This window comes from Gordonia sp. ABSL11-1, from assembly GCF_030315685.1.
Classification (GTDB): domain Bacteria; phylum Actinomycetota; class Actinomycetes; order Mycobacteriales; family Mycobacteriaceae; genus Gordonia.
In genome coordinates this window covers 22201-45316 of the sequence record NZ_JASXSI010000023.1, presented here as the reverse complement: position 1 = coordinate 45316, position 23116 = coordinate 22201, and the positions used below count along the sequence as shown (strand labels likewise).

The 23116-nt window shown below is 67.9% G+C and carries 19 protein-coding genes and 1 pseudogene; 15 read left to right on the top strand and 5 right to left on the bottom strand.

The window, feature by feature from the left end:
- Positions 1 to 137 precede the first annotated feature (137 nt).
- Complete coding sequence (acs, locus tag QSJ19_RS21220) at positions 138 to 2090, bottom strand: acetate--CoA ligase (RefSeq protein WP_286322988.1); 1953 nt, start codon at positions 2088 to 2090, stop codon at positions 138 to 140.
- Between the two features lie 187 nt (positions 2091 to 2277).
- On the opposite strand from acs, the gene QSJ19_RS21215 reads away from it, so the two are divergent.
- The gene (locus QSJ19_RS21215) at positions 2278 to 3051 is read left to right on the top strand and encodes an oxidoreductase (protein ID WP_286322987.1); all 774 of its coding nucleotides are present in this window, start codon (positions 2278 to 2280) and stop codon (positions 3049 to 3051) included.
- Positions 3052 to 3622: 571 nt separating this feature from the next.
- Here the strand turns inward: QSJ19_RS21215 and QSJ19_RS21210 are convergent.
- Positions 3623 to 4507, bottom strand: a complete 885-nt coding sequence (locus QSJ19_RS21210) for an HAD family hydrolase (protein ID WP_502876302.1) — start codon at positions 4505 to 4507, stop codon at positions 3623 to 3625.
- Positions 4508 to 4860: 353 nt separating this feature from the next.
- Here QSJ19_RS21210 and QSJ19_RS21205 point away from each other — a divergent pair, with 353 nt between their 5' ends.
- The 10 genes and pseudogenes from QSJ19_RS21205 (at position 4861) to QSJ19_RS21160 (ending at position 12548) form a co-directional block, all read left to right on the top strand.
- Complete coding sequence (locus QSJ19_RS21205; RefSeq protein ID WP_286322985.1) at positions 4861 to 5844, top strand: esterase/lipase family protein; 984 nt, start codon at positions 4861 to 4863, stop codon at positions 5842 to 5844.
- Positions 5845 to 5936: 92 nt separating this feature from the next.
- Positions 5937 to 6998 (top strand): septum site-determining protein Ssd, encoded by a 1062-nt coding sequence (ssd, locus tag QSJ19_RS21200; protein ID WP_286322984.1) that lies wholly within the window; start codon positions 5937 to 5939, stop codon positions 6996 to 6998.
- A complete protein-coding gene (locus tag QSJ19_RS21195; RefSeq protein ID WP_286322983.1) occupies positions 6995 to 8167 on the top strand; it encodes a TadA family conjugal transfer-associated ATPase in 1173 nt (390 codons plus the stop codon). Before ssd ends, QSJ19_RS21195 begins: the two co-directional genes overlap by 4 nt.
- 10 nt (positions 8168 to 8177) lie before the next feature.
- Entirely contained in the window at positions 8178 to 8972 is a 795-nt protein-coding gene (locus tag QSJ19_RS21190) for a type II secretion system F family protein (protein ID WP_286322982.1), read from the top strand.
- 11 nt (positions 8973 to 8983) lie between these two features.
- Positions 8984 to 9589, top strand: coding sequence for a type II secretion system F family protein (locus tag QSJ19_RS21185; protein WP_286323024.1), 606 nt, complete (start codon positions 8984 to 8986; stop codon positions 9587 to 9589).
- Positions 9590 to 9678: 89 nt separating this feature from the next.
- The gene (locus tag QSJ19_RS21180; RefSeq protein ID WP_286322981.1) at positions 9679 to 9897 is read left to right on the top strand and encodes a DUF4244 domain-containing protein; all 219 of its coding nucleotides are present in this window, start codon (positions 9679 to 9681) and stop codon (positions 9895 to 9897) included.
- 72 nt (positions 9898 to 9969) lie between these two features.
- Positions 9970 to 10335 (top strand): TadE family type IV pilus minor pilin, encoded by a 366-nt coding sequence (locus tag QSJ19_RS21175; RefSeq protein ID WP_286322980.1) that lies wholly within the window; start codon positions 9970 to 9972, stop codon positions 10333 to 10335.
- Complete coding sequence (locus QSJ19_RS21170; RefSeq protein ID WP_286322979.1) at positions 10332 to 10724, top strand: Rv3654c family TadE-like protein; 393 nt, start codon at positions 10332 to 10334, stop codon at positions 10722 to 10724. Before QSJ19_RS21175 ends, QSJ19_RS21170 begins: the two co-directional genes overlap by 4 nt.
- Before the next feature lie 135 nt (positions 10725 to 10859).
- Positions 10860 to 11372, top strand: coding sequence for a hypothetical protein (locus tag QSJ19_RS21165; RefSeq protein ID WP_286322978.1), 513 nt, complete (start codon positions 10860 to 10862; stop codon positions 11370 to 11372).
- Positions 11373 to 11499: 127 nt separating this feature from the next.
- Positions 11500 to 12548: pseudogene (locus QSJ19_RS21160) on the top strand (TIGR03857 family LLM class F420-dependent oxidoreductase).
- Positions 12549 to 12581: 33 nt separating this feature from the next.
- On the opposite strand, the gene QSJ19_RS21155 reads toward QSJ19_RS21160, so the two are convergent.
- Both QSJ19_RS21155 and QSJ19_RS21150 read right to left on the bottom strand, forming a co-directional pair.
- On the bottom strand, positions 12582 to 13133 hold the full coding sequence (locus tag QSJ19_RS21155; protein WP_286322977.1) for a hypothetical protein: 552 nt from the start codon (positions 13131 to 13133) through the stop codon (positions 12582 to 12584).
- Complete coding sequence (locus tag QSJ19_RS21150) at positions 13126 to 15453, bottom strand: DEAD/DEAH box helicase (protein ID WP_286322976.1); 2328 nt, start codon at positions 15451 to 15453, stop codon at positions 13126 to 13128. Before QSJ19_RS21150 ends, QSJ19_RS21155 begins: the two co-directional genes overlap by 8 nt.
- Positions 15454 to 15781: 328 nt before the next feature.
- Here QSJ19_RS21150 and QSJ19_RS21145 point away from each other — a divergent pair, with 328 nt between their 5' ends.
- The 3 genes from QSJ19_RS21145 (at position 15782) to topA (ending at position 20056) form a co-directional block, all read left to right on the top strand.
- Positions 15782 to 15985, top strand: coding sequence for a cold-shock protein (locus tag QSJ19_RS21145; RefSeq protein WP_004022110.1), 204 nt, complete (start codon positions 15782 to 15784; stop codon positions 15983 to 15985).
- Positions 15986 to 16138: 153 nt separating this feature from the next.
- The gene (locus QSJ19_RS21140) at positions 16139 to 16726 is read left to right on the top strand and encodes a hypothetical protein (RefSeq protein ID WP_286322975.1); all 588 of its coding nucleotides are present in this window, start codon (positions 16139 to 16141) and stop codon (positions 16724 to 16726) included.
- Positions 16727 to 16954: 228 nt separating this feature from the next.
- Positions 16955 to 20056 carry a type I DNA topoisomerase gene (gene topA, locus QSJ19_RS21135; protein ID WP_286322974.1) on the top strand — a complete coding sequence of 1034 codons (3102 nt, stop codon included), beginning with the start codon at positions 16955 to 16957 and terminating at the stop codon, positions 20054 to 20056.
- 139 nt (positions 20057 to 20195) lie between these two features.
- Here the strand turns inward: topA and QSJ19_RS21130 are convergent, their stop codons facing one another.
- Positions 20196 to 21653, bottom strand: a complete 1458-nt coding sequence (locus QSJ19_RS21130) for an adenylate/guanylate cyclase domain-containing protein (protein WP_286323023.1) — start codon at positions 21651 to 21653, stop codon at positions 20196 to 20198.
- Between the two features lie 172 nt (positions 21654 to 21825).
- Here QSJ19_RS21130 and QSJ19_RS21125 point away from each other — a divergent pair, with 172 nt between their 5' ends.
- The gene (locus QSJ19_RS21125) at positions 21826 to 23112 is read left to right on the top strand and encodes a DNA polymerase III subunit delta' (protein WP_286322973.1); all 1287 of its coding nucleotides are present in this window, start codon (positions 21826 to 21828) and stop codon (positions 23110 to 23112) included.
- The last annotated feature ends 4 nt before the right edge of the window (positions 23113 to 23116 follow it).

Sequence of the window (23116 nt, the reverse complement as noted above, 5' to 3'; positions counted from 1 at the left end):
ATCACCTCCTCGCCATCCAGTGAAGACCTTGTCACCGTGTGAAGGTCAAGGATCGGCGCGACAATCGCGTCGCCCCGCCCGGAAATGATCCGGACGGGGCGAGGAGGCGATCGCGATCAGTTGGGTACGAGAGGTGGTCAGGCCTTCTTCTGCCGGATGGCCTCGAAGACCGAGGGGTCGACGAGGGTGGAGGTGTCACCGAGTTCGCGGCCCTCGGCGACGTCCTTGAGCAGGCGGCGCATGATCTTGCCGGAGCGTGTCTTGGGCAGTTCCGGGACGACGTTGATCTCGCGCGGCTTGGCGATCGGGGAGATCTCGATGGAGACCTGCTCGCGCAGTTCGGTGATCAGCTGGTCACCGGAATCCTCGACACCCTCGCGGAGGATGACGAAGGCGACGATGCCTTGGCCGGTGGTCTCGTCGGCGGCGCCGATGACGGCCGCCTCGGCGACACCGGAGTGACCGACGAGCGCGGACTCCACCTCGGCGGTGGAGATGCGGTGTCCGGAGACGTTCATGACGTCGTCGACGCGGCCGAGGACCCACAGGGCGTGGTCGTCGTCGTAGCGGGCGCCGTCGCCGGCGAAATACCAGCCCTGCTCGGCGAAGCGGGACCAGTAGGTCTCGCGGAAGCGTTCGTCGTCACCCCAGATGCCGCGCAGCATCGACGGCCATGGCTGATCGAGCACCAGATAGCCCTGCTCGCCGGCACCGACGGGTGTGCCCTGATCGTCGACGATGTTGGCGCTGATACCGGGCAGCGGAGCCATGGCCGAGCCGGGTTTGGCCGCGGTCACCCCGGGCAATGGGGAGATCATGATGGCGCCGGTCTCGGTCTGCCACCAGGTGTCGACGATGGGTGCGGAGTCTGCGCCGATGACCTCGCGATACCACTTCCATGCCTCGGGGTTGATCGGTTCGCCCACGCTGCCGAGCAGTCGGATCGAGCTCAGGTCGTGGGCGTCGGGGATCTCCCGGCCCCACTTCATGAAGGTGCGGATCAGGGTCGGTGCGATGTAATAGATCGTCACGCCGTACTTCTCGATGATCTCGAAGTGGCGATGTTCGTTGGGGGAGTTGGGAGTTCCCTCGTACACGACCTCGGTGGCGCCGTTGGACAGCGGCCCGTACACCAGGTAGGAGTGGCCGGTCACCCAGCCGATGTCGGCGCCGCACCAGAAGACGTCGCGTCCTTCTTTGTGGTCGAAGACGTAGTGGAAGGTGTAGGACGCCTGCGTCAGATAGCCGCCCGAGGAATGCACGATGCCCTTGGGTTTGCCGGTCGTGCCGGAGGTGTAGAGCAGGAACAGCGGGTGCTCGGCGTCGAAGGCCTCCGGTTCGTGCGTCCTCGACTGCTCGTCGACGGTGTCCTCCCACCACACGTCGCGCCCGGAGACCCAGCTGAGGTCGGGGTCGTGGTTGGTGCGACGCACCACCAGCACCTTCTCGACCGACGTCGCGGCGTCCTGGCCGGTGCCGAGCGCTTCGTCGACGGCGGTCTTCAGCGGCGCCGGCTTGCCGCGGCGGTACTGGCCGTCGGTGGTGATGACGAGCTTGGCCTCGGCGTCGTCGACACGCGAGCGCAGCGCGCCGGCGGAGAATCCGGCGAAGACCACCGAATGTGTCAGTCCCAGACGGGCACAGGCCAACATCGAGATCAGCGCCTCGGGCACCATCGGCATGTAGATCGCCACGCGGTCACCGGCGACGAGGCCGATGGCACTGAAGTAGTTGGCGGCCTTGGACACCTCGTCCTGCAGCTGGGCGTAGGTCAGGTCGCGTGAATCCCCGGGTTCGCCGACCCAGTGGATGGCGACGCGATCGCCTTTGCCGGCGGCCACATGCCGGTCCACGCAGTTGTAGGCGACGTTGAGCTTGCCGCCGACGAACCACTTCGCGAACGGCGCATCCGACCAGTCGAGCACCTGGTCGAAATCGGTGGCCCAGTCCAGACGCCGGGCCTGCTCGGCCCAGAACTCCAGACGATCGGCATCCGCGCGGTCGTACAACGCAGCAGTCGCATTGGCTTGCGCGGCGAACTCCTCCGACGGTGGGTAGCCCTGGGCGGACGAGGTGGTGGCGGGAGTCATCTTCTCAGTGAGCCTTTCACTATCGAGGACACATCTAGTGCCGTGACGTGCGTACATGCCGGGTTCTCATTGTGAGGGTAGTCACGTTGGAACCCCGTTGCAGGTGCCGATCGGTCCGAGCACCGCGGATCCGCGACGAAAGGTCCGATGCACACGACGAGCGGTGTCCTCATTATCGTGGGGAGTCGTGAGCCCTGTTCCCTCGGCGTCTGATCCGCTCGCCCCGCTGCTGGATCTCCCCGGTGTCCGCGAGGCCGCCGACCGCGCCCGTGACGCGCTGAGCGCCGTCCATCGGCACCCGTCGAATCTCCGGGGATGGGACAAGACGGCGACCGAGGCCTCGTGGCGGGCGGGCCGGTCGTCGGCGGCCATCGACGGAGGCAGCGTCGAACTCCGGCGCGATGGGGACTTCGACGACCCGATCCTGTCGGGTGCGATGCGGGTGGCCCAGGCGCTCGATGGTGACGCGCTCGAGCAGATCACCGGCGTCTTCCGTCGTGCGCCCGCCCAGGCCTTCGCGCGGCTGCACGTGCTCGCGGCCGCCGACCTCGTCGACGACGCGGACGAGTTGGGCCGCCCCAGTGACCGCCCGGGGGTGGCCGAGCGGCTGGGTCTGCTCGGTCAACTCGTCACCGGTTCCACCGCGGTGCCGGCCCCCGTGCTGGCTGCCGTGGTCCACGGGGAGTTGCTCGGGCTGGAAGCGTTCCCGACGGCGAACGGGGTCATCGCACGGGCGGCCTCGAGGCTGGTGTGTACGGCGTCCGGTCTCGATCCGCACAACCTGGGCGTCCCGGAGGTGACGTGGATGCGACGGGTCGATGAGTACCGAGCGCTGTCGGCGCAGTTCTCGCAGGGTTCCGCCGACGGCGTCGGCGGATGGGTGGTGCTGTGCTGCGAGGCACTCGAGGCCGGGGCTGCCGAGGCGCGGTCGATCGCGGACGCCGCGCGGTCCGGCGGCTGACGTTCGGCCAACCCGCGCAACACTTTTCGATGAACTCCCCAACAACGCACTGCGGGCGGCATCTCGGCCAGATGGCCGGGTTGCCGCCCGCGTAAGCACGGACCCAAGTTACCAAGCGTGCTCGGTGGGTTGTGTGGATCGCCTCGGCGATTGACCGCGTGCCGGTCGGTCGTCTCGGTGGTTCTCTTTCGAATGACGGTGCCGTGCAATCGAATCGAGCATCCTCGGATCGATTCTTTCCGTCCGGCGGACCTTGCGGCTCGCGAGAGATCGGATCGATTCGTCCGGCTCGACTGGGAACTCCTCGTGCTCCCGGTCTACGGCCCGTTGATGTCACCGGATTTCCGTGCCGACCCACGATGTCGCAGGCGCACAACGCTTTTGCCTCTATGCGGCGCGCTCCGCGTGGGTGCTTGCCGCCCGTGCTGGGAAGTGCTCGGCGTGGGGGTCCGTTCCTTCTCTTCCGGAGCGAACTTTGCCTTCCGAGATTCCGTAACCCCTTTTGTACACCGTGACCGCGGTCACAGCAAGAGTGATTCAGACCAATGTCGATTGGTGTCGTCTGTGCCACTCAGGCACTACGTGCGCGGTGTCTGCGGTGCAGGAATGCGTGCACGCCGACGCGGCTCACGGCCGCCAGACCTGCACCGACGGCCAGCGCCGCGGCCATCCTCGTCGGCGGTGTGGGGATGCGTGCGCGGAGCGGGACGGGGCGGTCGAACGACATCACCGGCCACCCTTCGTCGGTGGCGCGCCTGCGCAGCTGCCGATCGGGATTCACCGCGACCGGGTGGCCCACGGCGGCGAGCATCGGGAGGTCGGTGATCGAATCCGAGTACGCAAAAGACGCGGCGAGGTCGTAACCGCGGGACTTCGCCAGGGCCGTCATCGCGATCGCTTTGTTCTCGCCGTAGCAATAGAACTCGAGTTCGCCCGTGTAACGCCCCTCGACGACCCGCATCTCGCTGGCCTCGACGTGATCGACGCCGAGCAACTCGCCGATCGGTTCGACCATCTCGCGACCCGAGGCGGAGATGAGCACGACGTCGTGCCCGCGCCGGCGATGTTCGGCGATGAGGTCGGCCGCCTCGGCGAACACCAGCGGGTTGACGACGTCGTGCAGCGTCTCGTTGACGATGGCGCGGACCTGCTCCACATCCCATCCACGGCACATGTCGGTGACGTGGCGTCGGAGGTTCTCCACCTGATCATGGTCGGCTGCGGTCACGAGGAAGAGGAACTGGGCGTAGCTCGACTTGAGAACCGAACGGCGGTTGATGAGCCCTTCGTCGAAGAACGGGCGGGAGAACGCCAGCGCACTGGACTTCGCGATGACCGTCTTGTCGAGGTCGAAGAACGCGGCGACCCGGTCCGTGCGATCGGCCGGCGGCGTCGTCGACGTGCGCTCCGGCGAGGTGTCGGTCACGCAGGTCAGCGTACGGTCTCGCGGCCCCATCGGGAACCCCGGATGCAACGTGACTGCAGCGTAAAAGGGCAGGCTGCGATATGAAAATGTGACCTCACGACGAGGTTCGTTGTAGTTGCAATGACTCAAAAACGGTGTGTATAGTCGCCGGTAACCGGTTCACACCGGTGCCTTTCAGCCCGACCCCCCGGGGCTGAAACGCGATGACCCCGGCCTCCTCCCCCCCTGGCCGGGGTCGTCCTCTGTCTACAGCCTTTTCGGTGCCGGCCAGTGTGCCCGGTTCCCTGCGTGGGTCGGACCGGGACACTCGACCAAAACGGGGACACCTGACCAAGCACTTGCTAGGTTCACTCCCAGCCTTATCGATCCGGGGAGGGGTTCACATGTCGGTGAGTGCGAGGGCGCGCGGGCGGACGGCGATCATCGGGACGGTCCTCGCGTGCGCGATGACCGTCCTGGGAGCGGGGATCGCGCAGAGCGCACCCACTCAGCGGCCCGAGACGTTCAACTTCTTCTCCGGCATCCCCGGAGAGCTCGCCCATCCGGGTGGTTCGCTGCCGGGTTCCAACGACTACACGTGCCGACCGAGTGCTGCACATCCACGCCCGGTCATCCTCGTGCACGGCACCGGCGGATCGCAGCAGACGAACTGGGGAGCCTACGTCGCGACCCTGGCCAACCGCGGATACTGCGTCTTCGCGCCGACATACGGAGCGATACCGGGTGCGCCGTGGCCGGTCTCGGCGATCGGCGGCATGGGACGGATCCAGACGAGTGCTGCCCAGTTCTCCCGATTCGTCGATCGCGTCCTCGACGCGACGGGTGCGAGCACGGTCGACCTCGTCGGTCATTCGCAGGGCACCTACATGCCGACCTACTACCTGAAGTACCTGGGCGGCGCATCCAAGGTCAGCAACTATGTGTCGTTGGCGCCGTTGTGGCGCGGCACCCTCGGTGACACCCCGTTCCTCGCGCCGGCCCACCTGCCGCAGGAGCAGCCGATCACCCGGCAGTTGCTCGGCGACACCGAGTTGCCGATCTGTGCCGCGTGCACCCAGATGGCCGGCGGGTCGTCGTTCAACGCACTGTTGTGGCGTGGCGGGAGCCCGTACGTCCCGGGCATCGCGTACACGAACATCTCGACCCGGTACGACGAGCTGGTCCTGCCGTACACCGCCGGTCAGGTACCCGGCCGGCGCGGGGAACGCGTCCGCAACATCGTGGTCCAGGACGGTTGCCCGTCCGACTACAGCGATCACCTGGCGATCGCCGGATCCCGCCGGGCCGCCTACATGGTGCTCAACGCTCTCGATCCGGCACATCCGGTGCGTGTGCCGTGTCAGAACGTCCCGCCGTTCACCGGTTAGCGAGTTCTCCACAATCGCGCCGGATTCCACAGATCTCGTCACAGTCGCCCGCCGTGGCATGCCCGGCCGGACCGGACGACGACGATGGACTCGTGGCCGATGAACTCCTCACCCTGGTGGGTCCCGATCTCCATGGCGACGTCGCGCGCTGCGCGGCCGCTGCGGGCTACCGCATCGTGACCGCCCATCCCGCGGACTGTCGGCGGGAATGGTTGCGGGCCGCAGCAGTGGTCGCCGACGCCGACGCCGTCCGCGTCCTGGCCGGACAGTCTCCGCCCCGACGCACGGGCGTGGTCATGGTGACCGACGACGATCCGCCGTCAGACATCTGGCGCACCGCCATGGACTTCGGCGCCGAGCAGGTGGTGGCGTTGCCGGCCGACGAGTCGGCCCTTGTCGGGCTGCTGGGCGGATTTCGTTCGCCGCGAGGGCATCCCGGTGGAGCGATCGCGGTCGTCGGCGGTCATGGCGGAGCCGGGGCCACGACGCTGGCCGCGGCGGTTGCGATCACCGCCGGTGACGTCGCGTCGAGGGTGTTGCTCCTCGACGTCGATGAACACGGTGCCGGCATCGACCTGACCCTGGGTATCGAGGGCCGCGCCGGACTGCGTTGGCAGGACCTCACCCTGGAGGGTGGTGCGGTCCGGGCGGAGTCGCTGCACAGTGCGCTCCCGCATGTCGACGACCGACTCTCGGTGCTCGCCCCACGTCGCGACGGCCGGCGTCCGATCAGTGCGGACGCCGTCGTCGCGGCGCTCGACGCGGGTCGCGCCCACGGGGACACCGTGGTCATCGACGTCCCTCGCGCGGCAGGCGCTCTTGCCGACATCGTCCTCGACACGGTCGACCTCGCGGTCCTCCTCACCACGGCCACCGTGCACGGAGTCGCCTCGACACGCGCGGCGGCAGAGCGCATACATCGTCGTGGTGTCGTCGCGGGTCTCGCCGTCCGCGGGCCCGCACCCAGCGGGCTGCGAGCCGTCGACATCGCGGCCGCCGTCGACCTTCCGCTGATCACGACCTATCGCTCTGACCCGGGTCTGCCCGCACGTCTGGAGGCCGGACGTCTACGGGTGACACCGCGGAGCCCGCTCGGCCGCGCCGCTCAGGCGATCCGTCGTCGCGCCGCCGCCGACGACCGGCTCGCCGCATGAGTGCGCACGAGGCACTGCTCGACCGCGTCCGCGAGCGTCTCGCCACCCAGTCGGCCGAACCCACCGCGGAGGTGATCGCCGACGCGATCCGCGCCGAATCCCGAGGCATGCTCGGAGACACGGATCTGCTTGCCGCACTACGATTCCTGCAAACCGAGCTGATCGGCGCGGGACGACTCGAGCAACTGCTGGCCGAACCCGACGTCGCGGACATCCTCGTCGTCGGCGCCGACAACGTCTGGGTCGACCGTGGCGACGGATTGCAGCGCACCGGCATCCGCTTCGACGACGAGGCCGCGGTACGCCGACTCGCGAGCCGACTGGCGCTCAGCGCCGGCAAGCGGCTGGACGACGCGCAGCCCTGGGTCGACGGACAGCTCGCCGACGTCGGTCGCCGCGGACACACGGTACGGCTGCACGCGGTGATCCCGCCGGTCGCCACCGACGGGACGTGCATCTCGCTGCGGGTGCTGCGCACCGCCACCCGCGACTTCGAGGAGCTCGTCGAACTGGGTGCGATCCCCGAACCGACCGTGGCGACCGTTCGAGCAGTGCTGCGGGCGCGGCTGGCGTTCCTCATCATCGGCGGGACCGGCTCGGGGAAGACGACGCTCCTCGGATCGCTGATCGGGGCGATGGATCGCTCCGAGCGAATCCTGTGTGTGGAGGACGCTCTCGAGCTCGATCCGCCGCATCCGCACGTCGTCCGTCTGGTGGCACGGACGGCGAATGTCGAGGGCGTGGGCGAGGTCCCGGTACGTGCGCTGGTACGGCAGGCATTGCGGATGCGTCCCGATCGGATCGTCGTCGGAGAAGTGCGCGGTGCGGAGGTGATCGATCTGCTGACCGCGCTGAACACCGGGCACGAGGGGTGTGCCGGTACGCTACACGCGAACTCGACGGCCGAGGTGCCGGCCCGGATGGAGGCGCTCGCGGCGCTCGGTGGGATGGAACGCGCAGCGCTGCACAGTCAGCTGGCCGCGGCGGTACACGTCGTGTTCGGCGTCGCCCGCACCCCGGGCGGTGCGCGGGGACTCACCGAGATCGGCATGGTGACGCGCGACGACGACGGGTGGGTCCGGATCCGGCCGGTCTGGACGAGGCTCGGCGGATTCACCGATCTCGCCGACGACCTCGACGATCTCGTCGCCACGCGGTCGGCCCGATGACGTCGTCACCATGACCCCGATCCTGTTGGCGTCGGCCGTCGCCGTCCTGTGGTGGCCACCGAGCAGGTCGGAACACCGACTGGGTGGTATCAGGAACTCCGAGACCCCGACCGCGACCCGACACTGGCGGGTGGGCGCCCTGCTTGCGGTGCCGATTGTCGCGGCGGCGGCACTCGGTGTGCCTGCGGCGATCGCGGCCGTCCTGATCTGCGCGACCGTCGCCTCGAGGTGGCGTCGCTCGGCACGAGCCCGCGTGCGCGAGCAGGAGACGGCGGATCTGCTGCTCGCGCTGTCGGTCATGATCGCGGAGTTGTCGGTCGGGGCGCCACCCGCGCGGGCGTGCGCCTCCGCGGCGGTCGAGCTCGACGGCACGCGGCCCGGGTCACCGGTGTCGGCGGGGTTGGCCACCATGGCCGGACGTGCCGAACTCGGTGGTGAGGTGATCGCCGAGGACGGCACGAACGGTGAACTGTCCTGGCGTCGGGTGGGTATCGCCTGGCAACTGGCCGACCGGCACGGTCTCCCGATGGTCGAGTTGCTGACCTCGGCACGCGCGGACCTGCTCGCGCGGCGGCAGTTCGCGGCACGCACCCGAGCCGGATTGGCCGGGCCGCGCGCCACCGCCACCGTCCTCGCCGGGCTCCCGGTGATCGGTGTCCTGCTCGGCGAGATGATGGGCGCGAATCCGCTGGCGATTCTGACCGGCGAAGGTCTCGGGGGTGTGCTGCTGGTCGTCGGCACGGCACTCTCGGTGGCGGGATTGATGTGGTCGGAGCGCATCACCGACCGGGTGGCGGGACAGTGAATCCCGCGACGTTGTGTGCGGTGATCGTTGTCGCGGTGGCGATCTGGGTCTGGCCGGCGCCCCGGTGGTCGTTGGGCCGGGTGGTGGAACCCGGCGGCTCTGGGTCCGACGACCAGGACACCGGATCGTCGGACACCGACGATCCCTTCGCGACGGCAGCCGCCTTCGACCTGTTCGCGGTCTGCCTGCGGGCCGGGCTGCCGATCGGATCGGCGGCCTCGGTGGTCGCACGCTCGGCGCCGGCCGGGCTGGCCCGACCTCTGGCGTCCGCGGCCGAACGTCTCGGGTTGGGAGCCGATCCGGATCAAGCATGGCGTGATCTCGCGGAGCCCGTCGGTCACCGACGATGGTGTCGGGTGAAGATCGACGGGTCGGAGCGATTCGAGGCGCTGGCGACGATGGCCCGTCGTTCGGCGCGATCGGGTTCGTCGCTGGCGGGTGGACTGGAGGAACTCGCCGCGACCACGCGCCAACAGGCCCACGACGACGCACTGGCCGCCGCCGAGCGCGCCGGCGTCGCGATCAGCGGCCCGCTCGGTCTGTGTTTTCTGCCCGCGTTCGTCTGCCTGGGAATCGTGCCGGTCGTCGTCGGATTGGCGGGCGGTGTGCTCGGCTGAACGCCCGCCGACGGATCGAGGGAACCGATCGCCGGGTCCGTGCGTCCAAGAGTCACAAGGCGCAGACCGCGCCCAGAGGGGAGAACATCATGCATGACAGCACCTTTCACGAGCGATGGGGCCGGGTTCAGGAGGCGTTCGTCCGGCTGATCGCCGACGACGAGGGGATGAGCACGGCGGAGTACGCGATCGGGACGATCGCCGCAGCAGCCTTCGGCGCGATCTTGTACACAGTCGTCACCGGTGACAACATCGTGAGCGCGTTGACCGGCATCATCGGCAAAGCGCTCAACACCTCGGTGGGCTGAATCATTACGGCACAGCCGAACTCATCGTCGATCAGTCGTCATCTCCGACGTCTGGCCCGCGACGATCGAGGAATGGTCACCGTCGAGGGCGCGTATGCGATCGCTGCCATCGTGACGACCGTTGTCTTCGGGGTGGGTGCGGTCGCCGGTGCGTCGGTGCAGATCCGGTGCACCGACGCGGCACGCGAGGCGGCGCGGCTCGCTGCCGTCGGCGATCAGTCGGCACGGACGACCGCCGCCGCGATGGCCGGCGATGGAGCGCAGATCACGCTCAGCGACAACGGGTCACGAGTCGTCGCCGAGGTGAGATCGGACGTCTCGCTCCTGCCGATGCTGGAGGTGTCGGCTCGCGCCGTCGCCGCGAAGGAGCCCGATGACTCCGACGTCGGCATCTCCGGCACGCCGGCGACCGTCGCCGAGCCCGAGGATCCTCCGTGATCCAGACCGACCATGACCGCGGATTCGCCACTGTGCTGGGTGCTTTCGTGATCGCGGCCATCGCCGCGACGATCGTCGGCGTCCTCTACGTCGGTGGCGCGGTGGTGTCCCGACACCGGGCACAGTCGGCGGCCGACCTGGCGGCGCTCGCCGCCGCGCAGGAACTCATGCTGGCCGAGAAGGAACCGTGCGCGGTGGCACGGCAGCTCGTCGACGAGCAGAAGGTGAAAGGACGGCTCGCGCGCTGCGTGATCGACGGTGACGACGTCGAACTCACAGTGGATGTGCCGGTCTCACTGGGGCCGTTCGGCGTGCACCTGGCCACAGCGTCGGCGCGTGCGGGACCGGTCGGCGGTGGTTCCGAAGGTGCTGCAATGTCGGAAACGTGAAGAATCAGAGCGTTTTCCGTCACGGGGTGTGCGATGCTCTCGGCTCTCGCGCATCCTGTCGCTCTGGAACCCAAGGGTATACGGTGAAGATGCAGATGTGAACCGGGGTCGGGGTTTCGACGAGGAGTGACTCTGATGCGCAACCGACGACAACACGCGTTCCTGGCAGCGACAGCGGCGATATCGATGGGGGCCGGACTGGTGATCTCGACGGTGCCGGCCGCGGCCGCGACGCCCGCGACACTGTCCATCGAGGGCGACCTGCAGATCGCACCCGACGTGCATCTCCTGCGGATCGACGCGATGGGTGCTCGGGACAAGGACGGGATGACGAACGGCACCTATACGGCGACCGTGCTGACGGGCATGAATCCGACTCCGATCCAGGTCAAGGGTCCGGTGACCTGCATCTACGTCGAGGGCAAGACCGCATCGCTGGTCTACCCGATCAGCGACGTGCGACCCATCGGCGTGCCCGCTGGTCTGAAAGATGTTGCTGCGGTGCAGATCACCGTTCGGAAGGACGTCGAGGGCACGACCGACAAGGTCGGCGTGGTCGGTCCGTTGCCGACAGCGAGCTTCCAGGGGTGTGATCCGGCGGCGACGCCGTTCACGTTCGCCGGAACGGTGACGACGACCGGCGGCTGACGCCTCGGTCCTGCGGCTCACGGCAACATCTGGCGCGAGCGCTCGATCCGCGCGGTTCGGCCTCCGGCATCCGCCCTCCCGTGGTAGACCCACTGCAAGAACTGTCTACTCGGCGGGGCGGGTGTGGGTGAGCGAACGACGGGTACTCGACGAGTTGGGGTACCACCTGCTGGCCGGGGCGGGTGGTGACGGGCCCGCGAGCCTCATGGACGAGACACGGCAGGGTGAGAACCTCGGCCTCGGAACCGCGTTCATCTCCGAACGATGAAACATCAAGGAGGCGTCGTCGCTCGTCGGTGCGGCCTGCGCGGTCAGCGAGGGTATGCAGATCGCCACCGCGGCAACCAATCACAACACGCGTCATCCGCTGATCACCGCCTCCTGGGCGATGACGATGCACCGACGGTCCGGCGGGCGCTTCACGTTGGGCCTCGGCCGCGGGATCGCACCCATCTACAAGGCGTTCGGTGTGCCGCCGGTGACGACGGCGCAGATGGAGGACTTCGCGCAGGTCATGCGCCGCCTTGGCACGGGGAACTGATCCTCGGACACAAGGGTCCGATCGGCTCCGATGACCTGCTGTATCTCGACCCCGACTCCGACGAGGACATCCGGCTCGCGATCGTTGCCTTCGGCCCGCAGACCCTGGCGTTGGGCGGGCGGGAGTTCGGCGACGTCGTCCTGCACACGTATTTCACGCCGGAGACGTTGCGGCGTTGCGTTCGGACGGTGAAGGAGGCTGCCGAGCAGGCCGGTCGCGACCCCGACTCCGTGCGGGTGTGGTCGTGCCTCGCGACGGTCTCCGATCATCTCCCCGAGGCGACGCGCTTGCCGAAGACGGTCGGCAGGCTCGCCACCTGCCTGCAGGGATACTGTGATCTGCTGGTGCGCACCGACGACTGGGATCCGGCCGTGCACCGGCGGTTCCGCGAGGGCGAGGTGGTGCGGTTCGTCCCGGGTGGCATCGACCACAGGGCGACGTCTGGACAGATCGAGCACATCGCCGATCTCATCCCCGACGAGTGGCTCGAGGCCGCCGCCACCGGAACACCACAGCGGTGCGCCGAGCGGATTCGGCGCGAGCGTGCTCTCGGCGCGGATGCGGTGATCATGCTCGGTGCCACCCCGGCCGAACTCGCTCCCGTCGTCGAGGCCCACCGGGCGATCGGCCACTGACCGACCACTGACCTGCCCGGGGTCGGCCGCGGGTCACGTGTCGTCGTCGCCGACGACGATCCGCTTCGGGTAGACGCGACGAGACTGCAACGGGGAGAACCAGATCTGGCCGAACTCGACCTCGTCGTCGCCGAGGTGTGCCAGCCCGTAGGCCGGCGACGGCGGGGTGCCCGGGATGTAGCGGGTCACCGCCCGTACGAATGGTGTCCAGTGGATGAGCTCACCCTCGGTGAGGAATCCGCCGGCGACCGCCCGGGACCGTCCTGGTTCGTCGACGGTGGACGCGAGAAAGACGTCGCCCAGTCCAGGCGTCACACGCCGACCGACCATCGCACTCTGCAGATACCAGTGAGCCGAGCGGACGACAGCGGATCCGAATCCACCGTGCTGAGCCGCACACCACGCGAAATGCAGATCGAGCGCATCCATCGCCTCGTCGTCGCCGAAGAAGACGTCGCGTTCGCCGATCGTCGCGGGCAGTTCGTCGGAGTTCTCCGTCGGGCGCGCGAGCAGAAACCAGACCGGTTGTACCGAGGTGATCGTATGGGTCGAGTCCTGGCGTCCATCTGCGCGATCGTCAGTCATACGACGAGTATCGCCGACACAGTGTCGTGAGCACTTTGATCGCGCCTTCTTTGTCGAGCGGATCGTTACCGTTGCCACACTTGGGGGACTGCACGCATGATGGGCACCCGGTCTCACACCGGCAGCTCGACACCGCGTCCCGGGTGGCCGCGATCCAGGTGTCGAAGGCCGCGAAACCACGGTCGGCGAAACCCGCCCCGCCCATGTAGCCGTCGTAGACGAAGACGGTCGGGAGGCCTGTGTCGGGATGCAGATTCGTCGACAACCCGCCGATGTCCCAGCGATCGCACGACGCGACCAGCGGCAGGAGACCGATGGCGGCGTGTTCGGCCGCGTGCAGCGCACCCGGGAACCGGCCGACGGTCACACCGACCTCCTCCAGTGCCTCGGGGGTGAGCGTGTACATGACCGCGCGGGTGTTCAGCGTCTGCGCGGGCATGTCGAGCTCGACGGCGTCGAGGACCTCACCCGACAGCAGGGTGCGCAGGTAGCCGATGACCTGATGGGTGACGTCGACGTCGACCAGCGCGACGGTCAGCTCGCCGCAGACGCGACGCTCCACCACGTCGGTGATGGTGATGTCGGTGGTCTCGCGGGCCGACGTCGTCCAGTCGGGTTCCTCCGGATGTGCCAGTGCGAGACCGTCGGTGAGATCGAGCTCGTCGACGACGTAGGACTCGCCCTGATGGATGTGGAGCGCACCCGGATGCACCGTCGACATCGCCCGGCCGGAATCGACGGTCCCGAGCAACTGCGATGTGGTGGTGTCGACGATCAGGACCTGCCCGCCGATGCCCCCGCGGATGTCGATGTCGGCGTGAGGTTCGACGCCGGCGGCGACGTACCAGCCGGCCTTGCGGCGCTTGAGCAGGCCGTCGGCGGCCAGCTGTGCGACGGTCTCAGCCGCCTGCCACGCCTCGATCTCGCTGTCGCGCAACGGGAGCTCCGAGGCTGCACACAGCAGATGTGGTCCGAGGATGTACGGGTTGGTCGGATCGGTGACCGTCGCCTCGATCGGCCGGCCCAGCAGCGCCTCCGGATGGTGCACGAGGTAGGTGTCGAGCGGGTCGTCGCGGGCGACGAGGACGACGAGGGAATCACCGGATGTGCGTTGGCGACCCGCTCGTCCGGCCTGCTGCCAGAACGACGCGACGGTGCCCGGGTAGCCGCCGACGATGACCGCATCGAGTCCGCTGATGTCCACGCCGAGTTCGAGCGCGTTCGTCGTCGCGACCCCGATGAGATCGCCGTCGGAGATCGCACGCTCGAGGCGTCGTCGGTCGTCGGCGAGATAACCCGCGCGGTAGGCCGCGACCCGGTCCACCAGCTCGGGTGCGCTCTGGGACAGCAGATGTCGGGCCTGCCGTGCCGTGAGTTCGACACCGCGCCGACTACGCTGAAAGCACAGGGTGCGCGCGCCCTCGACCACGAAATCGGCCAGCAGTCGGGCGGATTCGGCCCCGGCGGATCGGCGCACGGGTGCACCGTTCTCCCCGGTGACCGCGGGCAGGAAATCGGGTTCCCACAGCGCGACCGTGCGTTCGCCACGCGGGGACGCGTCCTCGGTGACGGCGACGGCCGGCTCGCCGATCAAGCGGGTCAACGCTTCTGCGGGCTCGGCCATCGTCGCACTGGTGCCGATGACCGTCGGATCACCGCCGGCGGCGCGGGCGATCCTCAACATTCGTTGTAGAACGAGCGCTGTGTGCGAACCGAATACGCCTCGATAGTGGTGTGCCTCGTCGACCACGATGTAGGACAGATGCCGGAAGAAATGCCGCCACCGCGCATGCCCGGACAGGATGCCGATGTGCAGCATGTCCGGATTGGTGAAGATCCACCGCGAATGCGCGCGGGCCCACTGCCGGATCTCGACGTCGGTGTCGCCGTCATACGCGCACGGTTGCAAATGGGTGAACCCCCGGCGTCCGGCGAGTAACGAAGTCACCGAACGGATCTGATCTGCGCCGAGAGCCTTGGTCGGTGAGAGATACAGCGCCGTGGAATTCGGATCCTTCAACAAGGTGGTCAGAATGGGTATCTGATACGCCAACGATTTACCCGAAGCCGTTCCGGTGCACAGCGCGACATGCTTGTTGGCGTAGGCGAGCTCGGCCGCCCGGGCCTGGTGTGTCCACGGTCGGTCTATTCCGGAATCGACGAAGGCGGTCACCAATTCGGGTGTCATCCAATCAGGCCACTCGGCGAAAGAGGCTGCACGGGAGTCGATTACCGACATGTGGGTGAGGCAGGACGCCTCGGCGTCGGTGCCGGCCATGCTGTGTCCGAGGAGCTCGGACCCGAATGTGGGATTCTGCATTCTTACTGACTCGATCGTCGACGCCGTTCGCCAACGTGGACTCCGATGTTACTTGGGGATGTCCGAGACGGCGAAGACCGCCAGGTTTTTACCCAGTTTGGTTGGGGTGACTATCGCGGGCGTCCGTAACATGATTGACTAGTGGCGGTCGCAGCTTTCGTGAGCTGCCGGACATCCGGTGGTCTCCCGAGATCGTGTTGTGGCCGTGGTACTGAGGCTGATTTGGCGGGTTCTCCGCAAGGTCCATCGAGGTATGGCGGTCGGAACCGACCACGACACGAGGCTCATCGTGTCGCGTCTGTTGGAATGTATGTAAAGGATTGCAGTAATGGCACAGGGAACTGTGAAGTGGTTCAACGCGGAAAAGGGCTTCGGCTTCATCGCGCCTGATGAGGGGTCCGACGACGTGTTCGTCCACTACTCCGAGATCCAGGGCTCGGGATTCCGCACCCTCGAGGAGAACCAGCGCGTCGAGTTCGAGGTCGGCCAGGGCACCAAGGGCCCGCAGGCCACGGGCGTCCGCGCCGTCTAGGAGTCACCTCCTGCAAGCTGCGAAGCACGCTTGAGCGCAGTCGCTCCCGGTCACCACACGGTGACCGGGAGCGACTCATTTCCGGCGGTCTCCACGTCCCGACGTAGGCGCGCACCTCCCGACGAGAGGCCGTCGACAAAGTAACCTCGGTGTGTGGGCCAGTTGTCGTTCTTCTCGGCACAGATCGATCAGCCCGCGTACGACGATCTCGCGGGTCTGCTGGCCGCCCAGGGCCAAGCCGTCCGTTCCGATTCCGGTACGCGGGTCTCCGTCGTGGTCGGTGAGATGTGGCGCGCGAACGCCCTGACCCAGGAGATGGCCGCGACCGGTGCCGGCACCGAGATCGTGACGTCCGACGAGGGCAACCCCATTGCGCGCACCGCGCACAGTCATCAACTCGACGAACTCCACCGCCGATGGACGTCCGGGGCTGTCAAGGCGATGCCGGCTGGATGGGTCCCGTCGCCCCGCGCGCTGCGGTTGTGGACGATCGCTGCCGGCGAACGAGACGGGGAGCGATATCTACTCGGGCTCGACGCCCGAGCCCCCGACACACACGCGCCGCTGGCGACGGCACTCATGCGGGTGGGCGTCGCCCCGACGCTCGTCGGGACCCGCGGGACCTCGCCGGCCCTGCGTATCGCGGGCAAACGCCGCCTCACCCATCTGCTCGAATATGTCGGCGACCCGCCGCCCGAGCCGGAGGCGGACAGCCACTGGCCCGCCGTTCTCGGCTTCTGACCTGCGATGTCGCCCGGCGCTGGGGCGGCACACGCACCGAAATTGGGACTTTGGTCCTACAAACGGACGATGAAAACCGCCCTGAACTGGCACTTTGCCATTCGGGCGCGACGTGGCCCGGCTCAATTTGTCACACTGGGTCTTTACGAAGGGAATCCGGATGTGCAAACAGCGCTATATATAAGGTACAAACCTCAGCGAGCAGCGAAAGCGAAGTAAGGACGCCCGGTGGCCGATACCAGCACCGCATCTCCCGCGAAGGGGAGCACGACCCGACGATTGGTCATCGTCGAGTCGCCGACCAAGGCCCGCAAGATCGCGGGGTATCTGGGGGCGAACTATGTCGTGGAGTCCTCGCGCGGTCACATCCGGGACCTCCCGCGGGGCGCGGCCGACGTTCCCGCCAAGTACAAAGGCGAGTCCTGGGCGCGGCTGGGCGTGAACGTCGACGACAACTTCGAGCCGCTCTACGTCGTCTCGGCCGACAAGAAGTCGACCGTCTCGGAGCTGCGGTCCCTGATGAAGGACGTCGACGAGCTCTACCTCGCGACGGACGGTGACCGTGAGGGCGAGGCCATCGCCTGGCACCTCCTCGAGACGCTCAAGCCGAAGATCCCGGTCAAGCGGATGGTCTTCCACGAGATCACCGAACCCGCGATCCGCGCCGCCGCCGAGAGCCCGCGCGACCTGGACATCGACCTCGTCGATGCCCAGGAGACCCGACGCATTCTGGACCGCCTGTACGGCTACGAGGTCAGTCCCGTGCTGTGGAAGAAGGTCATGCCGAAGTTGTCGGCAGGCCGAGTGCAGTCGGTGGCGACCCGCATCATCGTCGAGCGCGAACGTGAGCGCATGGCGTTCGTGTCCGCCGAGTACTGGGACATCGACGCCACGATGGACGTCGGCGAGAACGCCGAGTCGACGCCGCGTACCTTCGGCGCTCGGCTGGTCAACGTCGACGAGGCACGCGTCGCGACCGGCCGGGACTTCGATGCCCGCGGTGGTCTGAAGCGCTCCGACGGCGTCGTCGTCCTCGACGAGGCACGCGCCACTCGCCTGGCAGGGGCGCTCGACGGCGCCGACATGACGGTCAGCTCGGTCGAGGAGAAGCCCTACACCCGCCGCCCGTATGCACCCTTCATGACCTCGACGCTGCAGCAGGAGGCCGGCCGCAAGCTGCGATTCTCGTCAGACCGGACGATGCGCATCGCACAGCGCCTCTACGAGAACGGCTTCATCACCTACATGCGTACCGACTCGACGACGCTGAGCGAGTCGGCGATCAACGCGGCCCGTGCGCAGGCGCGCGAGCTGTACGGCGAGTCATTCGTCCATCCGACCCCGCGTCAGTACAACCGCAAGGTCAAGAACGCGCAGGAGGCACACGAGGCGATCCGCCCGGCCGGCGAGACGTTCCGGACGCCCGGTCAGGTCGCCAACCAGCTCGAGACCGACGAGTTCCGTCTCTACGAACTGATCTGGCAGCGGACCGTCGCATCGCAGATGGCCGATGCGAAGGGCACCACCCTGAGCCTGCGCATCACCGGCACGGCCTCCTCCGGCGAGACCTGCACCTTCGCCGCATCCGGGCGCACCATCACGTTCCCCGGTTTCCTGTCGGCCTACGTCGAGACCGTCGACGATCAGGCCGGCGGCCAGGCCGACGACGCCGAGCACCGGCTCCCGCAGTTGCGCGAGGGGCAGGCGCTGACCGCGACGAGCCTGACCGCCGACGGCCACTCGACGAACCCGCCCGCGCGGTTCACCGAGGCATCGCTGGTCAAGGTGCTCGAAGAGCTCGGCATCGGTCGACCGTCGACGTACGCATCGATCATCGGCACCATCCAGGACCGCGGATACGTCGTGAAGAAGGGCAACGCCCTGGTCCCGTCGTGGATCGCTTTCGCGGTCGTCGGGCTGCTCGAGGCGTACTTCCAGAGTCTCGTCGACTACGACTTCACGGCGTCACTCGAGGACGACCTCGACCAGATCGCCAGCGGCAACGCCAACCGCACCCGATGGTTGACCGAGTTCTACTTCGGAGACTCCGCTGAGCACGACGCCGGGAGCGGGCCGCCGGAGGTCGCGGAGATCGCCGGGTCCGATATCGCCAAGCACGGCGGTCTGAAAAAACTCGTCGGCGTGAACCTCGAGGAGATCGATGCCCGCGAGGTCAACTCGATCCGTCTCTTCGACGACGAGGCAGGCCGACCGGTCTACGTGCGGGTCGGTCGTTATGGGCCGTATCTCGAACGTAATCTCGCCGCCGGGAGCGCAGCGAGCGGGGCGAATGGTGCTGCAGCCTCTCCACCCGCCTCACCGGATCTGCAGCGCGCCAATCTGCCCGCCGACATCACCCCCGACGAGCTCACCCTTGCGGTTGCGGAGAAGCTCTTCGCCACCCCGCAGGAAGGTCGCTCGCTCGGCAACGACCCGGTCACCGGGCACGAGATCGTCGCCAAGGAAGGACGATTCGGCCCATACGTGACCGAGATCCTGCCCGCCGACGACGAGGACGACGGTGGCAGCGCACCCGTGGCGGTGCCCGCGGGCCCGACCCCGCGGGATGGCGGCGAGGGCGGTGACGGTGGTGTGGTGCCGCTCGACGACGCACCCGCCGGCGGTGGAACGGCGACCAAGACCGCCAAGAAGACGGCGAAGAAGGCTGCCAAGAAAGCCGGACCGAAGCCGCGCACCGGATCACTGTTCAAGACGATGGACATCTCGACCGTCACACTCGAGGACGCGCTGAAGCTGTTGTCGTTGCCGCGTGTCGTCGGCGTCGACCCGGAGTCCGGCGACGAGATCACCGCACAGAACGGCCGATACGGTCCCTACCTCAAGAAGGGTACCGATTCGCGGTCGCTGGCCGGCGAGGAACAGCTCTTCGAGATCACCCTCGACGAGGCATTGAAGATCTACTCCGAGCCGAAGCGCCGAGGCCGCCAGGCCGCCGCCCCACCGCTGCGCGAGTTGGGCAACGATTCGGTCAGCGAGAAGCCGATGGTGATCAAGGACGGCCGCTTCGGACCGTATGTGACCGACGGTGAGACCAACGCCAGCCTCCGCAAGGGTGACGAGGTCGCGTCGATCACGCCGGAACGGGCGATGGAACTCCTCGCCGATCGTCGGGCGCGCGGGCCGGTGAAGAAGGCGACCAAGAAGAAGGCCGCCGCGAAGAAGGCCCCGGCCAAGAAGGCCCCGGCCAAGAAGGCGGCCGCGAAGAAGACCACGGCGAAGAAGACTGCGGCGAAGAAGACTGCGGCGAAGAAGACCACGGCCAAGAAGACCACGGCCAAGAAGACCGCCGCGAAGAAGTCGACCGACTGACGTCTGCCCTTCCGCTGGTTGAGTTCGGTCTTGCTCCCGGTGGTCGAGTACGACCGAGCCGCGAGGCGAGGGAGATATCGAGACCACTTGCGCCGCATCCGGTCTCGATACGGCGCGCAAGCCCGAGCACTCCGGTGACTCAGGTCCCCATGGGTGCCAGCAGCGGTCGGGCGAGCAGGGTCTCGATGCCGCGGCCGCGCAGTTCGACGCCTTCGCCGATGTCCCAGTGCTCGGCCTCGCTCTGCGCCGCCAGGAACACTGCGCGAGCCGACCCCAACACCCGGGTCGGTTCGTCCTTGGCCAACTCGGTCAGGCGTGCCGCCTCGTTCACGGGATCGCCGATGACCGTGTACTCGAGGCGCTGCTCGGAGCCGATGTGCCCGGCGATGGCCTTGCCGGCCGACACCCCGATGCCGATGTCGGTGTCGCCGAGGGTCTGATACAGCTCCGTCCGGAGCTCGCGCGCCGACGCCAGGGCACGCCCCGCGAAGTCTTCGAGGTCCAGCGGTGCCCCGAAGATGGCCAGGGCGGCATCGCCCTGGAACTTGTTGACGAATCCGCCGTGGCGTCCGACGACCGCGACCACCACCCGGAAGAACTCGTTGAGCAGTTCGACGACCTCACGCGGCGGCCGGTTCACGGCCAGCCGCGTCGAGCCGACGATGTCGACGAACAGGACGCCGACGTACCGTTCCTCGCCACCGAGCTCGGTCCCCGTCTCGATCGCCTTGCGGGCGACGTCCTCGCCGACGTACCGACCGAACAGGTTGCGCAGCTGCTGCCGTTCGCGCAGGTCGGCGACCATGTCGTTGAAGCCCGCCTGCAGCAGGCCCAGGTCGGAACCGTCGTAGATCTTGACCGCGACGTTGAGATTACCGCCACTCACCTCGCCCTGCGCGCGGCGCAGCTGCTTGATCGGGTCGTTGATCGCGGCGACGACCCGCACGATCGCGATGACGCTGAACGCCAGGGCCGCGCCCGACATCCACAGGATCGGGCGCTGTAGGCCTGCCGGGTCGGTGGCGATCCAGCCGAGCCGCTGCAGGGTGATCAGACCGATGATGACGGCCAGCGGCGCGACGACGCTGACCACCCAGAAGACGGCGATGCGGGTGGTCACGCTCGGCGCGACGGCGGCGTCGGGGTCGTTGGCCATCGCGGCGACGGTGATCGGTCGCAGGACCTTCTCCGCCTGCATGTACGACAGCACGCAGGTCACCAGCGCGCCGATGGCGCTGGCCATCGCCACGATGAACGCATCCCGGTGGGATACCACGAAGTTCACCAGCGTGAAGATGACTCCGCCGATGAGCCAGAGTGTGGCGTTCACGACCGAGAGCAGGTAGGGCAGTTTGAGGGCTCGACGGCGGGCGGTCTCGTTGTCGAGGCGGGTGCGTCGTCGGTGCCAGACGAGGACGGGCAGCGAGAGCTGGATGCTGAGGAACCCGCCGACGAGCATCGCGAGTATCAGGTAGACCGCGAAGATGATCTGGTTGAGGGCGGTGATCTCGTCGAGTCGGATCGAGTCCTCGACCGGCATGCCGAACCGCAGGAAGGCGAAGGTGAACAGGGCGCCGACGACGTTTGCGCGCAGCATGTCGAGGGCAAGGATCGGCCACGGTGTGTGTATGAGCCATCGGGCCAGATGCAGGCCCTTTGACCACCGAGACCGACGTTCAATCACGTAACAACGGTAGCTGTCTGCTTGCAATTGTTAAACACGCGCTGGTCGATGGGTGGTGTCCGAACAGCGCATTACGCTGGCCGTTGTGACAAATGTCTTCGAGCGCCTGATCGGGCAGGTCGCGGTGGCCGAGGAACTGCGGTCGGCTGCCCGCGCTGCCCGCAGTGTCTCCGCACGTCTCGACGAGGGCGACATGGGCGCCATCTCCATGTTCGCGACCGCCGACGACGCGGACCCGGCCGCCGCGGACGGGGTGGCCCGCGCGTCCATGACCCACGCATGGCTGTTCACCGGTCCGCCGGGCAGCGGCCGGTCGGTGGCCGCCACCTGTTTCGCCGCTGCGTTGCAGTGCCAATCGCCCGGCGAGATCGGATGTGGCGAATGCCGCGCCTGTGTGACGGCGATGGCGCAGACCCATGCCGACATCCGCCACGTCGTGCCGCAAGGTCTGAGTCTCTCGGTCGCCGAGGCCCGCGACGTGGTCCAGGCCGCGGCGCGACGCCCGGGGACCGGTCGGTGGCAGATCGTCGTCGTCGAGGATGCCGACCGGCTGACCGAACAAGCTGCCAACGCCCTGCTGAAGGCGGTCGAGGAGCCGGCGCCGCGGACGGTGTTCCTGCTGTGTGCGCCGTCGGTGGACCCCGAGGACATCTCGGTCACCCTCCGGTCGCGCTGTCGGCACATCGCGCTGACCACGCCGTCGGTGCCCGACATCGCGCAGGTGCTGGTCGACCGCGACGGCATCGAACCCGAACGCGCCGCGTGGGCGGCCGGGGTGTGTGGTGGACATGTCGGGCGGGCCAAGCGCCTCGCGACCGACGACGACGCGCGAGCGCAACGCGAGAAGGCGCTCGGACTGGCGCGTGCGGCCACCCGCGATTCGACTGCCTATGCCGCCGCCGAGGCGCTCGTGAAGTCGGCCGACGAGGCGGCGAAGGCCATCAGTGCCGAGCTCGACGAGGCCGAGACCGAGGAGATGAAGACCGCGCTCGGCGCGGGCGGAACGGGTAAGGGGACGGCTCGTCCTCCGCGCGGCACGGCCGGCGCCCTGAAAGAACTGGAGAAGCGCCAGAAGTCACGTGCCACCCGCGTGTCCCGCGACGTCCTCGACCGCGCGCTGGTGGATCTCGCCGCACTCTTCCGCGACGCGCTGGTGGTCGCTGTCGGCGCGCAGGTTACCGCGATGCATCCGGACAAGACGGACGACATCGTCGCGCCGATGGCCGGATTCGCCTCTCCCGAACAGCTTCTGCGGTGTGTCGAGGCGGTCCTCGAATGCCGGACCGCCTTGGACGTCAACGTGAAGCCGAAGTTCGCGGTCGACGCGATGGTCGCGACGATCAACCTCGCGATGCGACGCGAGAACGCTTGACGGA